This is a genomic window from Endozoicomonas sp. PH6C (assembly GCF_059322965.1).
This window is the reverse complement of record NZ_CP185342.1, coordinates 6,897,943-6,912,500: the sequence shown is the minus strand read 5'-3', so window position 1 is coordinate 6,912,500 and position 14,558 is coordinate 6,897,943. Positions and strand designations below refer to the sequence as shown.

Below are 14,558 nucleotides of genomic sequence, written 5' to 3'. Positions count from 1 at the left end.
AACTGCACTCACCAGGATAACTGCCAACAACTACAATTTACTGCTCTTGAAATGACACTCTGGCTACCGAGTCGGTACATCTTCAGCCCCGACCGATAGACATAGCTTACTTCTTAAGCCGCCTTTTTCAAAAGATCGGATTACACCTAATTTTTTGCGAAGAATACATGCAGCCCTCGCTGCTGAAGGCTTTCAGAAACATAAGTGTTCATAATGATAATTAACTGGAGTGAGTCACTCTTCATAATTAGAGGTGTTTAATTAGTGCCTGTCAGAAAACCCAGAAAATTCACAGCGAATTCTAACTGACATCCATTCATAGCGACTGAACTTTACTGCTACGGCAAGCAAAGGCTATTTCTTATACTCATTTGTGTGAAATATAAACAAAAACACCCTTTCCAAATCGTGCAAAACCCTCATGCATAGCACGATAAAACAAAAACTGACCGGTAACAGGCTGGAAAGCTATTGACGATCTCTACTCAGAAGAATTTTACCTAATCGCTTTAGATTGCTGGCAACAACAGCCAGCACAACGTACCGCTTAAAGCCTACAATGCCTTTATCCGGGCATTTGTCCAGGCCATTGGCTTCCAGTGCATTGATGTCTGACTCCACGGCTGAGTGTTTTCTTTTTGCCCGGATAAATTCAGGATGGAATTCTCGTTTTTTGTCATTGGCTGACAGCCTGCCTTTCTTTGGCAGAACCGGACGCTCAAGGAAGACTTCCAACTTTTCAAGATTGTCCGGGCTCCAGAAGCCCTTGTCGTAGCTCACCTGGTTCAGTGCTGGGAATCGCTTTTTAGCACCTTCTGCCATAGGCACAGTAACCTGGTCGTCTGTTTGCCTTTGCATGACCAGATGATGCAGGGTAAAACCAAATTGATCCTGTAGCACGCACACTCGTAGCCCCAGTTCTACTGGCGTACCGGTTGCCTTTGCTGATCCATTCAGTGTGAGGTTCAAAAATCGAGAATATCTTCTCGCTGTGGGGAATCTGTTCGTGCTCAATTACTCGCCGATAAATCAGAGCTATCTGGTGCTTGCCGTGAGCGATGTGGTATTTGAGATTTTCCAGCCTTGGTTCATCGGGGTGTTTCTTCACCAGCAAAGATAAGGTCACTTCTGCTCTGTAAAGAACGGAGGTGCTGTACTTGATGTATTCTATATGAGCCATCTCAATGTCGTGCTGTCGCAGGCGCTTTTTCAGCTCACAGGAAGCACCGGAATGTTTCAGGTTTCGTGCTTTGTGGTAATGCTTACGGTGCTGATTCTTGAGATATTCACGCTGGCGCCACCCCGGAAGCTGGTACTGGTCAGCAAGGGCTGACGCAAACTCGATACTTTTACGGCAAGCGTCGCTCAATAGGTTGATGTCCGTAGGAAAATGAACATCGGTTTTGACTACGAAAGAATCGGCACGGCCATGTAACGGCTCGTCTTTTTTTTAACCAGTATGTGGCCTGCTGCCACGACGATTTGGTTCACCCGATCCAGTATTTCAGGGGTGAAGTGGCTGATATTATCCTGCAATGTCTGTATATGGTAAGAGTGCGTACAGTAAGGGCCGTGGCCAAGCATTTGTCTAAGGGTGCCATGTTCATTGGCAAGCTCTCTCAGTCGGTCGAAATCGCAGTTAGTGACCAGCCGGAGTGTACCCAGTACTAAGATTTTCCAGAACTCTATGCCAGAGCGACCATTGTTCTGGTCAGTGGTGGTCATGGTATCAAGTATTGAAAGACCTGATTGCGTAGTTCGATATTTGTCCATATGAGCTGTAAAGCCCGCAACAATCGTGGAATATCGTCCCTTGATTTAGCATCGAAGGTGATGGCAGAGATATCAACCTCTCCCAGCTGCATTTGTGGGTTGATGGTTTGGCGCATAAATGTGAAAACAGCCTGTTTTGGTAAATCTTCGAGAGCTATATGGGGCTGAAGGCTTCTGTATTCAAGTGCTTGAGGGTTTTCGGACAGGCACTAATTAATCTCTTCGGGTCTTATATCCCGCCACCTAGTGTAGTGCGACCTAATTAACAGTACATAAAGACTCCTAACGGTCTACTATGGATGTTATTCCAACCACTGCCTGTTTTTACTATGCGAGTTGCCACAGAGATAATACTTGATGCTTCTGAAGAAATACGACTCAGAAAGATTACTTCATCAAATACTTGCCCTCTTCGCTTGGCCCGCCGTGCCCAGATTGTTCTTCTCTCTGCAGAAGGAAAAAGCAATCTTGAGATTGCGCAAATACTGAAGATCGGTCGTCATCAGGTCAGCCGCTGGCGTGACCGATATGCTCAGGAAGGCTTCTCCGGGATTGAACAGGATCGAGCTCGCAGTGGCCGTAAAAAGAAGATTGATGCTGCTGAGATTGTGAGTCTGACCACAAACACCCTTCCGGAAAATGCCACTCACTGGAGCACCCGAACTATGGCTGCTGTTAGCGGTATCAGTGAGAGAAGTGTTCGCCGGATATGGCATGCATATGGCCTCAAGCCTCACCTGGAAAAGACATTCAAGGTGTCCCGAGACCCGAAATTTGTGGAGAAGCTTGAAGATATTGTCGGACTCTATCTGTCTCCTCCTGAACATGCGTTGGTGCTGTGCTGTGATGAAAAAAGTCAGGTTCAGGCACTCGATCGAACACAGCCTGGCTTACCGTTGAAGAAAGGGCGTGCCGCAACAATGACTCATGATTATAAACGACATGGTACAACCACTCTCTTTGCAGCACTGAATGTACTTGATGGTGCTGTCATCGGTCAGTGCCAGCAGCGTCATACCCATGTGGAATGGTTGAAGTTTCTTAAACAGATAAATAGGGAAACGGCAAAAGACAAAGAGCTGCACCTGATTTGCGACAACTATGCGACTCACAAACACCCGAAGGTGCGAGAATGGCTGGAAAAACATCCTCGTTTTCATATGCACTTTACGCCAACGTCAGCATCATGGTTAAACATGGTTGAGAGATTTTTTCGGGATCTCACGAGTCAGCGTTTACGCCGTGGTGTGTTTGTCAGTGTGCCACAGCTAGTCAGTGCGATTGATGAATATATTGAAAAGCATAATCAAAATCCAAAGCCGTTTATCTGGACTGCTAAGGCAAATGATATCTTAGAAAAAGTCGTTCGGGCTAATCGCCGGTTAAGTTGCAAAAAGAACGACGCACTACACTAGAGCGGGGTAGTTCATCGGTGTTACATTGCCAGAAACCATCATCAAAAGGGAGGTCAATATTTTGCCTGCAACCTCCTTTTAATTGGGCCCATCATTCCCTGACCAGGATTTCAAAGGTCTTTGAATCGACTAAAGCGTGGGAGTCTCGATTCGGTGTTGCAAAAGATGCTTTACAGACTTTGCCCTTCTTAAAATATTTGCCGTAGGTATTGAAACCATTGTTCATAAAACGACAAAAATATTGCGGCACTTTGCTGACTTCTTTGCCTGAACCAGAAAAACTATACCCGGCAATAATAGCCTTATCAGGCGGCTCAGCCTCAAAAGCCTGCCAGCGAATATTACCGTCAACCACAGGAGTCAGGTAATCGGAAGCGATGCTGCCATCTTGATTGGTAGCAACATAACCACTTTTTCCACTGGTACCAATGTATCTGCAATACTTATCAGGCCCCTCTCTTACCAGTGAGCCCAGTATAAATTCTTTATAAGGCTTTTTGGGGGAGCAAAAGTATTCCTGAACTTCGGTGTTGATTATGCCTTTACCTTCTTGTGACGGCACTTTCTGCCATATTACGGAAGATGGTCTGCTTTTATGAGCCTTCTGTCGTACAGGAATAAAGTGGGACACATCGCCTACTGAGTCAGCATCAGCCGTCAGGCCTGCGCACCCATGCCCACAGCTATGAGCACCATCGTTGTACCATTCAGTCCCGGGACTGGCACCGTCTTTACACAAGGTTTCGTGACGCCAACTTTTAGACAACAGTATTGTTGACGCAAAGGGTACCGGATGCCCCTGCGATTCCTGAAATTGGTAGGTGGTATTGCCGTAAATAACATTAATCTGGTAATACTTTTTGTCGGTAACCAGAATATCTCTGGGTAGCACAGTTTCGCTCCCCAAAGATGCCAGAAAATTGTCTCTTTTTCGACTTGATAACAGACATCCGCTGACATTATCAGGTGTATTAGCCAGCATACCAACCAATCTACCGATCCCGCCGATCTTAACACGACAGAATCCGGTCAAATGCTGGTCATTGCAGCGAAACTTTTTGGTTAAAGGTGCCGGCAATGGAGAAATACAAAACTCGTCTGCAGATCCGTAGGGATTAGCCGGATCATAGGTAGTGTTTAATGGAATTAGAGCTGGTTGGACGTCACCTTCATTATGATGCAAGGGTTGGGCATCAAGAAAAGTCGCTCTTGCCCAAAGGTACTTCAACTTCTTATTTGAGTCGGTATAGTTATCTTCACTGAGATTAAAAGGAAGCAGGTTATATTGGTCGATAATGGTTTTCTGATAATGCTCAGTAGCCAGCGTGCTACGCATCGGCTCTCTGAAACCGGGACTGACATTACTCTGCGCCAATGGTGGATTATCGGGACTCTTTTTCTCAGCTTTGTCAGCTTTCTCAAGATCTAAAGCATATAGCGTAGAATAATGCCCAACCGAGAACCCCACCTCAAAAACGAACACAGATAAGCCCAATATAGCCAGTACCCTAAATAACTTTGAATCCTTTAATTGTTGTGAATACGAGTACGTAAGCAACTCACGGCCTTGCACTCCAACCACAGCGATAGCATTGTTAGTGACAGCAATAGATAACACCAGCACAGATAAAGCCCGTGAAACTCGCTTCATAGCAAAGCTCCTCCACAATAACTCTCAAAGAAGCCAAGAATGTAGTGTCTACTCCAACAGCAAATAGTATAGAAATGATTTGTAAAAACTGATCCTTATGAACAAAGTACCTGACCAGTTGGTTTCAAAGATTTTCAGGAATACACACTTCCCTTTCAACTGATTCCGTCATTCCCCGACCAGAATTTCAAAGGTCTTTGAATCAACTAGAGCGTGGGAGTCTCCACTCGGCGTTGCAAATGAAGCTTTACAGACTTTGCCCTCCTTAAAATACTTTCCGTAGGTATTGAAACCATTGTTCATAAAACGACAAAAATATTGCGGCACTTTGCTAACTTCTTTGCCTGAACTTGAATAGCTATATCCGGCAATAACAGCCTTATCAGGCAGCTCACCCTCAAAAGCCTGCCAGCGAATGTTAGCGTCAACCAAGGGAGTCAGGTAATCAGAAGCAGTACTGCCATTCTGATTGGTAGCAACGTAACCACTTTTTCCACTGGTACCAATGTATCTACAATATTTATCAGGTCCCTCTCCTGCCAAGGAGCCCAGTATAAATTCTTTGTAAGGCTTTCTGGGGGAACAAAAGTATTTCTGAACTTCGATGCTGACTGTCCCTTTGTCTTGTTGTGATGGCACTTTCTGCCATACCACAGGAGACGGTCTGCTTTTATCAGCTTTCTGTCGTACAGGGATGAAGTGGGATATCTTGCCTGCTGGCTCTGCCTCAGCTGCCAAGCCTTCGCATCGATTCTCGCTGCTATGAGCGCCATCGTTGTACCATTGGACTCCAGGACTGACTCCATCTTTGCACAGACTTTCATGACGCAAACTTCCAGATAACAGCACTGTTGATGCAAAGGGTGGTAGATTCAAGAGCCAATCCTGAAATCGATAGGAGACATTGTCATAAGTAACATTAATCTGATAATACTTTTTGTCGGTGACCAGAATATCTCTGGGTAACAGAGTTTCACCCCCCAACGACACCAGGAAATTATCTCTTTTTCGGCTGGATAAAAGGCATCCGCTGACATTATCGGGTGTGTTGGCCAACATACCAACCAGAGTACTGATCTTGCCATTGAGCATGAACTTGATTCGACAAAATCCGGTCAGTTGCTGATCATTGCAGCGGAATTTTTTGGTTAAAGGTTTCGGCAGTGGAGAGTTACAAAGCTCGGTTGCAGACCCGTAGGTATAAGCCAGATCGTATGCAGTGTTTAATGGAAACAGTGCTGGCTCGAGGTCACCTTTATTAAGGTCCTTGGGATAGACATCAAGGAAAGTAGCCCTTGCCCAGAGGTACTCCAGCTTTTTCTCTGGGTCAGCATAGTTATCATCACTAATATTAAATGGAACCAGATTGTACTGGTTGATAATTGTTTTCTGGTAATACTGAGTTGCTGGCATGGTCCGCATTACCGCATTTAAATTGCTGCTGACAGTAACAAGACTCAATGGGAAGTCCCTTGGATTTTTTTTCTCCGCGTTCTCGTCCGCTTCCGCTTCTTCAGCAGCACTGCGCCCTAGCATGAAACCTATTCCAAACATTAACCCACCAGACACCCCCATAAAACACAGCTCAGTAATAAACTTTTTATGGTTACTAAAATATGAATACGTGTACTCTAGAGAGCTTTGCACCCCAGCAAGAGCTATTCCATTGTAAATAACAGCAATGGATAACAACGTCACAGGAAAAGCCCTTAAAACTTGTTTCATATTTAAGCTCCTCGACGGCAACTGCAGTAAAGTCCAGAATCCAGAAATAAAAGGCCCCGTAATACTGGGGAAAGCTGAGAGTATAGCGTTTATTTCAGCGGCAAATTGTATATAAACGATTTATAAAAACTGATTCTTATGAAGTCTGTTGCATGGCATATGCGCTCAATGATTTTATAGTTTGATAAAGAAATAACCCTATATAGTCTCTGTCTGCTTCTCCCTTATTAAAATCAGCATTTATGCTCAATTCGCGTGAGACCCCACCGAACTAGAGGGTGTCAATTTAGGATTTACGTGCCAAACAATTTATTCCTGATTAGGGTGGTGGGCTTTATTTACGCAAAATTAGCAATACCGGCACTTTTATTAATTTCAACTATAATTGTCAGCCTTAAATAAAATCATAAACAGGATATAAGAAACTATGGATATTAAAAATCTGAGGGCAGCGTTAACAAAAACTTTATTAATAGCTGCTGTATTAAAAAAACCTCAATTTAAAGCACTTGTACTCGCTCTTTTGTATACAGCCTCTCCGGTTCAGGCAGAAAATGAAGAACAAAAGCACTATTATCAGCTGGTAAGAAAAAAACTGCTGGATATCTCTCTGCTGATTAAAAGCAGCCATTGTGCTGATTCAGCTAAAAAACTATTACCTGCAACCTATGGCTATGCCCATTGGTTGAAATGCAGAGACCATTTTAATTTTTACACCCATGTCAGGGAGGACCTGACATGGGTTGATTACAATAAAAAAACCTATCGTTACCTTGAAATGGAAAGGTCCACCGGACGCTTTACAACTCAGGCCTCTAACGTGATAAGCCTTCACGACCTGCTTGAATATGAGCCTGAAGATCCCAATGCCACGCCTTCTTTCTGGCAGTTTGTTAACCGTATAAACGTTGAAGATAAAACCGATATAACCGGGCTACTTTTTCAGTACTTCACTGAATACCCCGAAAAACTGATACAGCTTCTTAATTCAGACATTATCTATCCGCTTCCCGGTTTTTTTTCAAAACGATACAATACATCAGAGCTTTATTCAATGGCTATGCAAATAAGGCTTATGCTCATTGACAATGGGGGCTCTGTAACAAAACCGAAAAACGACTTTCTCCTGGCCTATTCGGTAACACCAGTTAGTAATCCAATGCAGACAGATCCGGCAACAGGTAGCAATCAGGAATCAGAAGAAATATGGACACAGTTGACTGATCAGGAAAAAGAATTCGTTGGAAGGCTCAACGATGCACTTCATCTGGGTATGGTTTTCACTCTGGCTGATCTGTATGAAGCTTTATCACGGGCACTAAGCACCACTAACTTCGATAATATGACAACAGCTAAGCTGTTAGACATTATTGAGAACAAGCCAGTTAATGGCGAGAAAGAACTGGCTGCCTGGGAATTGCATAAATTATCCAGCTCGGTCATTCAACTAAAGGGGGCTGTGTATGAAACCATAAAATCAACTTACATGAGCTCAGTTCCCTGGCTGCGACAGAGAAAGACAATGAGGTTGATGCGGGACCCGGACCGGGAGCTGGAACAGCAACGGAAATTTGCACAGGAACAAGAGCAGGCCCTGAGATTGTTTGTCAACCGGCACATATCAAATATTAATGCTTTACTGCGATTGCTTCCGGATCAGAATAAGACTCAATTGCCCTTTAACCCCCAGGATTCTGTTACGCTCAGTGGAGTCAGCTACTCAGCTCTGAAAAACTCTGCGAACAAATATAAAAACGGGCAAACCCGACAACAATGGTTTAGTACAGAAAATCATGTCCCCTCTTTTACATCGACACCTGATTTCTCAGATCTCAATGCCGATCATCGCAGCAGGGATGACAAAGAGAAGCCCCGGGGGTTCTTTATGGTCAGCGCGGGTAATAATAGACTTCCAGAAGGAATCAAGGAGGTCGTTGTTAACTCTCCCATTACAGCACCTGAGTTGCTCAATGAAGGGATTGCCAAGCTTGACACTGACGACATTAGCATTTCGAAAATGCTGCAGGTGATGTTCAGCATCGGTTTTCTGCGCCCCGGTTACAGTGAGATTGATGCCATAAATTTCATTGCTGCTTATAGCTACTCTCCCCTGCACAGCGCACTATGGACATTGATTTTTCATGCGATCGGCGTTGGCGACGCAACGGTTCATCCCCATATGCATTACATAGGTGGTTATAAAAGAAAATTCATATTTAACCATCTGGCGCGTGAAGATATTGCGCAGCAGCTATCGACCATCTATCAAAAACTACAAACGAATACCACAGACGGGTCTGAATATGCCCGGCAACTCAATGAATTTCTCGAACAAAAACAGCTGGCACTGGGCGATACTCCCGGCGATGGACATTGCTTTACCCATGCGTTGGCACAGCAATTACCGGGTTACGACGAAGAAAGCATAAGACGTGCGTTACAAATCTTTCTTGCGTCCCCCTCAAACTACCAGGGTTATGTTCCCGAAAGCATTATGTCCTTAGCCCCTGAACTTCTAGCCCAGATATCATCAGACGGACCAGACGGCTGGGTTGACATATCCATGGCTGCCTTCGCTTCACTGGCATTCGGCAGGAGCGTTGTTGTAATACACCCGCAATTCAACCACAGCTCTGATTTGCAGGTGACTGTGTGGAACCAGGGCCAGCCGGAAGACATTGACCCTGCCGATGTACCTCAACATATCGATAATGCGTTGATCTTAGTATTCATCAATACAAACCACTGGACTTTTGCCTATCAGCAAGATCCGTTCCCCGGTCAACCCAATATCATTAACGTTGATGAATTACCCGATCTTCCTTCTTTGGAAAATAACCTAGGGAGCAACGGTTTCCGGTTTTTCATGCAGCAATAAAAAAGACAAAATACTTCTATCCCGTTGTACCCGCGCGGGTGATTTTTTACACGTATAAAAAAACCCGGAATAAACCGGGTTTTTTTATAAGACACAAGTTGCTTATTTACCAAGCTTCTTGCGAATGGCCTGCAGAGTACGCAGCTGAGCAGCGGCTTCAGCTAGCTGAGTGGCTGCACGGGAGTAATCAAACTCACCGCTCTGATTAGTCAGCTCCTGTTCAGCCAGTTTCTTGGCCTCTTCAGCAGCAAGCTCATCCATATCGTCTGCACGCAGAGCCGTGTCAGCCAGAACCTTAACCTGGTTAGGCTGCACTTCCAGAAATCCACCTGAGATGTAGAACACCTCTTCTGCGCCGCCCTGGGTGATCAGGCGGATTGGACCCGGATTCAGATCAGTCAGCAGAGGCGTGTGGCCAGGGGCAATACCCAGGTCACCAAGAGAACCGGTAGCAATAACCATCTCTACCAGTCCGGAGAAGATCTCCTCCTCGGCGCTAACGATGTCACAGTGAACCGTGATCGCCATTTGTGTCACCTCCTCTTATGTCCTCGCATGGACGGTAGACCGGAAATGATTGAACCATTCCCGGCACGGGGTGACGCTCCTCAAAAGCAGAGCGTCCCGGCCATTACATGGACTTGGCTTTCTCGATCGCTTCCTCGATGCCACCCACCATGTAGAACGCCTGCTCTGGCAGGTGATCGTATTCACCGGCCAGAATACCTTTAAAGGCACTGATGGTGTCTTTCAGGGAAACATACTTACCAGGTGCACCGGTGAAGACTTCCGCAACAAAGAATGGCTGAGACAGGAAACGCTCAATTTTACGGGCACGTGTTACTGTCTGCTTGTCTGTTTCAGACAGTTCGTCCATACCCAGAATTGCAATGATGTCTTTCAGCTCTTTGTAACGCTGCAGTACGGTCTGCACACCACGAGCCACGTCGTAGTGATCCTGGCCGATGACCAGAGGGTCCAGCTGACGGGAAGTAGAGTCCAGAGGGTCGATCGCAGGGTAGATACCCTTGGAAGCGATATCACGGCTCAGTACAACGGTCGCATCCAGGTGCGAGAAGGTGGTCGCCGGAGACGGGTCAGTCAAGTCATCCGCAGGTACGTACACGGCCTGGATAGAGGTGATAGAACCGGTCTTGGTGGAAGTAATACGCTCCTGCAGTACACCCATCTCTTCTGCCAGAGTCGGCTGGTAACCTACCGCAGATGGCATACGACCCAGCAGAGCAGATACTTCAGTACCCGCCAGGGTGTAACGATAGATGTTGTCGATGAACAGCAGTACATCACGACCTTCGTCACGGAATTTCTCAGCCATAGTCAGGCCTGTCAGAGCAACGCGCAGACGGTTTCCGGGTGGTTCATTCATCTGACCGTAGACCAGAGATACTTTGTCGATTACGTTGGAATCGGTCATCTCATGGTAGAAGTCGTTACCCTCACGAGTACGCTCGCCAACACCTGCGAAAACAGAGAAACCGGAGTGCTCGATAGCGATGTTACGGATCAGCTCCATCATGTTTACGGTTTTACCAACACCGGCACCACCGAAAAGACCGACCTTACCCCCTTTCGCAAAAGGGCAGACCAGATCGATAACCTTGATACCGGTTTCCAGCAATTCGTTGGAAGCGGATTGCTCTGCATAGGTGGGTGGTTTACGGTGGATGGACGCTCGCTCTTCTTCACCGATAGGGCCCTTCTCATCGATAGGGTTACCCAGAACGTCCATGATACGACCCAGAGTCTTGGTACCTACAGGTACCTGAATCGGTTCACCACTGTTAGCCACTGTGAGACCGCGGGATACACCTTCGGTGGAACCCATGGCGATAGTACGAACAATACCGTCACCCAGCTGTTGCTGAACTTCCAGTACCAGATCTTTGTCTTCGACGTTCAGAGAGTCGTAGACTTTGGGAACACTTTCCCTGGGGAATTCGACGTCAACGACGGCGCCGATGATTTGTAAGATACGACCACTACTCATAGCCTTTCCTCTACCCTTTAATCTTTTATACAGCCGCCTTAGTTACACCGCTGCAGCGCCACTGACGATTTCAGACAGTTCCTGTGTGATTGCAGCCTGACGAGCCTTGTTGTACACCAACTGAAGGTCATCAATCAGATTGCCGGCGTTATCTGTTGCGTTCTTCATGGCAATCATTCGCGCGGCCTGCTCACAGGCGTTATTTTCTACTACTGCCTGGAATACCTGGGATTCGATATACCTGATCAACAGGCCATCCAGCAATTGTTTGGCATCAGGTTCATAAATGTAATCCCAGGGTCTTTTCAGTGACTCATCTTCATCTGGAACCAGAGGCAACAACTGCAATACCTCAGGAGACTGTGTCATGGTGTTGACGAAGCGGTTGTGAACAACGTACAAACGGTCAATTTCACCGTTTTCGTACTTGTCCAGCATCACTTTTACACCACCAATCAGATCAGCAATGTTGGGTGAGTCACCAATATGTGTTGTGGCTGCTACGACGTTCCCGCCGTAACTACGGAAAAATCCAACAGCCTTGCTGCCGATCAGGCAAAGATCTATTTCAGCACCCTGATCTTTCCACTGAGTCATACTCTCAATGGTTTTCTTGAACAGGTTGATGTTAAGACCTCCACAGAGGCCCCGATCCGTGGAAACGATGATAAAACCGACACGCTTCACCTCACGTTCTGTCATGAAGGTGTGTTTGTACTCGGCATTGGCGTGAGCAACATGCCCTACAACCTGACGGATACGCTCGGCATAAGGGCGGCTGGTTTCTCTCCGCTCCTGAGCTTTACGCATCTTACTCGCCGCCACCATTTCCATGGCGCTGGTGATCTTCTGCGTACCTTTAATGGACGATATCTGCGTCCGGATCTCTTTTGCGCCTGCCATTATTCAGTTCCTCAAGCCAGGCTTTCGAGGCCAGCGGCCAGTAAGCCAGCTTTACTGACCACTGACCACTGACCACTGAAAACTGTTACCATGACTGGGTGGCCTTGAACTTCTCAATAGCCGCTTTGATACCCTCTTCAATTTCACCGTTGTAATCTCCAGATTCGTTGATGCGAGCCATCAGCTCACTGAATTCAGAGTTTACAAAGCTCAACAGGGCAGCTTCAAAGTCCAGGATCTTGTTTAACTCAACGCCTTCCAGGTAGCCTTTTTCAGCGGCGTAGATGACAACACCCATGTCAGCAACAGACATTGGCGCGTACTGTTTCTGCTTCATCAGTTCAGTAACACGCTGACCGTGTTCGAGCTGCTTGCGGGTAGCTTCATCAAGGTCAGAAGCAAACTGGGCAAACGCCTGCAGTTCACGATACTGAGCCAGAGCCAGACGGATACCACCACCCAGTTTCTTGATGATCTTGGTCTGGGCAGCACCACCTACACGGGATACGGAGATACCAGCGTTCATCGCAGGACGGATACCCGCATTGAACAGATCGGTTTCCAGGAAGATCTGACCATCGGTAATAGAGATTACGTTAGTCGGTACGAAGGCCGATACGTCACCTGCCTGGGTTTCGATGATGGGCAGGGCGGTCAGGGAACCGGTCTGGCCTTTCACTTTACCATCGGTCAGCTTTTCAACATGCTCGGCGTTTACACGAGAAGCACGCTCCAGCAGACGGGAGTGCAAGTAGAATACGTCACCCGGATAAGCTTCACGGCCCGGTGGACGGCGCAGCAACAGAGAGATCTGACGATAGGCCCAGGCCTGCTTGGTCAGATCATCATAAACAATCAGGGCATCTTCACCCAGATCGCGGAAGTATTCACCCATGGAGCAACCGGCAAATGGCGCCAGGAACTGCATGGATGCCGGATCAGAAGCTCCTGCGGCAACAACTATGGTGTGTTCCATTGCGCCATGCTCTTCGAGCTTGCGTACCACGTTGGCGATAGAAGACTGCTTCTGGCCAATCGCTACGTAAACGCACTTGATACCAGTACCTTTCTGGTTGATGATCGCGTCGATGGCCAGAGCGGTCTTACCCGTCTGACGGTCACCGATGATCAACTCACGCTGACCACGACCAACAGGAACCATGGCATCAACGGACTTGTAACCTGTCTGAATCGGCTCGTCTACAGACTGACGGGCAATAACGCCTGGCGCTACTTTTTCGATTGGCGAAGTTTCAGTGGCTTCAACGGGACCTTTGCCGTCGATGGGGTTACCCAGCGCGTCAACAACACGTCCCAGCAACTGCCTGCCAACAGGTACTTCAAGAATTCGACCGGTGCACTGAACAGTCTGGCCCTCAGCCAACTGACTATAGTCACCTAATACAACAGCGCCGACGGAGTCCTGCTCCAGGTTCAACGCCATACCGTATACACCGCCGGAGAACTTGATCATTTCCCCGTACATTACGTCTTGCAGACCGTGTATACGAACAATACCGTCAGTGACACTGACGATGGTGCCCTCATTGCGGGCTTCACTGGACACATCAAGCTGCTCTATGCGGCTCTTGATGATGTCACTGACCTCGGAAGGATTCAGTTGCATAGCTTACCTGCCAAACTTTTTACTTAAAAAAAAGTAATTATGAAATCATCGCATCGGCAAGCTTGGTCAACCGCGAGCGGACACTGCCGTCGATAACGAGGTCTCCAGCTTTCACGATGACGCCGCCGATCAGGTAGGTATCTACCTGTGTATGCATTCGTACTGATCGACCAAGTCGTTTTTCAACTTTCTTTGCGATTTTGTCCTGCTGTTCATCGGACAGCGGGAAAGCCGAAGTGACGACTATATCCTGATAACTCTGATCTTGTGCTTTCATCTGCTCAAAGATCGCGTCGATCTGGGGAAGCAGAAAAATCCGTTTTTTATTCGTAAGGATCCGAATGTAATTCTCGACTTCAACCGAAAGACTGCCTTTGCACAGTTCGATAAAGGCGTCTGCCTTCATGTCCCCTGTGGTGGACGGGTCTTTCAGCATCCTGCCCACAGCCTCACGCCTGGATATACTCGCACATAAAGTTAGCATCTGAGACCATTCAAATAACTGGTCGTGCTCTTTTGCTATCTTGAATGCGGCCTTGGCGTAGGGACGGGCACATGTAGTCAATTCCATGGTCAAT

9 protein-coding genes and 1 pseudogene are annotated in these 14,558 nt (G+C 47.0%); 2 read left to right on the top strand and 8 right to left on the bottom strand.

Annotation, left to right across the window (positions count from 1 at the left end; translation table 11 throughout):
- Window positions 1-468: 468 nt before the first annotated feature.
- A pseudogene (locus tag ACOMG9_RS24675) lies at window positions 469-1,889 on the bottom strand (ISNCY family transposase).
- Between the two features lie 213 nt (window positions 1,890-2,102).
- On the opposite strand from ACOMG9_RS24675, the gene ACOMG9_RS24670 reads away from it, so the two are divergent.
- Window positions 2,103-3,188, top strand: coding sequence for an IS630 family transposase (locus tag ACOMG9_RS24670; protein WP_448218589.1), 1,086 nt, complete (start codon window positions 2,103-2,105; stop codon window positions 3,186-3,188).
- A 91-nt stretch (window positions 3,189-3,279) separates the two neighbouring features.
- Here ACOMG9_RS24670 and ACOMG9_RS24665 read toward each other — a convergent pair whose 3' ends face one another.
- Both ACOMG9_RS24665 and ACOMG9_RS24660 read right to left on the bottom strand, forming a co-directional pair.
- The gene (locus ACOMG9_RS24665) at window positions 3,280-4,839 is read right to left on the bottom strand and encodes a hypothetical protein (RefSeq protein WP_448215070.1); all 1,560 of its coding nucleotides are present in this window, start codon (window positions 4,837-4,839) and stop codon (window positions 3,280-3,282) included.
- A gap of 168 nt (window positions 4,840-5,007) precedes the next feature.
- Entirely contained in the window at window positions 5,008-6,393 is a 1,386-nt protein-coding gene (locus ACOMG9_RS24660) for a hypothetical protein (RefSeq protein ID WP_448215071.1), read from the bottom strand.
- A gap of 598 nt (window positions 6,394-6,991) precedes the next feature.
- Here ACOMG9_RS24660 and ACOMG9_RS24655 point away from each other — a divergent pair.
- Complete coding sequence (locus ACOMG9_RS24655) at window positions 6,992-9,442, top strand: OTU domain-containing protein (protein WP_494529562.1); 2,451 nt, start codon at window positions 6,992-6,994, stop codon at window positions 9,440-9,442.
- A 102-nt stretch (window positions 9,443-9,544) separates the two neighbouring features.
- On the opposite strand, the gene ACOMG9_RS24650 is transcribed toward ACOMG9_RS24655, so the two are convergent.
- The 5 genes from ACOMG9_RS24650 to ACOMG9_RS24630 form a co-directional block, all read right to left on the bottom strand.
- Window positions 9,545-9,970, bottom strand: a complete 426-nt coding sequence (locus ACOMG9_RS24650) for a F0F1 ATP synthase subunit epsilon (protein WP_422136032.1) — start codon at window positions 9,968-9,970, stop codon at window positions 9,545-9,547.
- Between the two features lie 103 nt (window positions 9,971-10,073).
- Window positions 10,074-11,450, bottom strand: a complete 1,377-nt coding sequence (gene atpD / locus ACOMG9_RS24645; protein WP_317144281.1) for a F0F1 ATP synthase subunit beta — start codon at window positions 11,448-11,450, stop codon at window positions 10,074-10,076.
- Between the two features lie 42 nt (window positions 11,451-11,492).
- Complete coding sequence (gene atpG / locus ACOMG9_RS24640) at window positions 11,493-12,353, bottom strand: F0F1 ATP synthase subunit gamma (RefSeq protein WP_422136033.1); 861 nt, start codon at window positions 12,351-12,353, stop codon at window positions 11,493-11,495.
- A gap of 85 nt (window positions 12,354-12,438) precedes the next feature.
- Window positions 12,439-13,980, bottom strand: a complete 1,542-nt coding sequence (gene atpA, locus ACOMG9_RS24635) for a F0F1 ATP synthase subunit alpha (RefSeq protein ID WP_422136034.1) — start codon at window positions 13,978-13,980, stop codon at window positions 12,439-12,441.
- Window positions 13,981-14,017: 37 nt separating this feature from the next.
- Window positions 14,018-14,551 (bottom strand): F0F1 ATP synthase subunit delta, encoded by a 534-nt coding sequence (locus ACOMG9_RS24630; protein WP_422136035.1) that lies wholly within the window; start codon window positions 14,549-14,551, stop codon window positions 14,018-14,020.
- Between the last annotated feature and the right edge of the window lie 7 nt (window positions 14,552-14,558).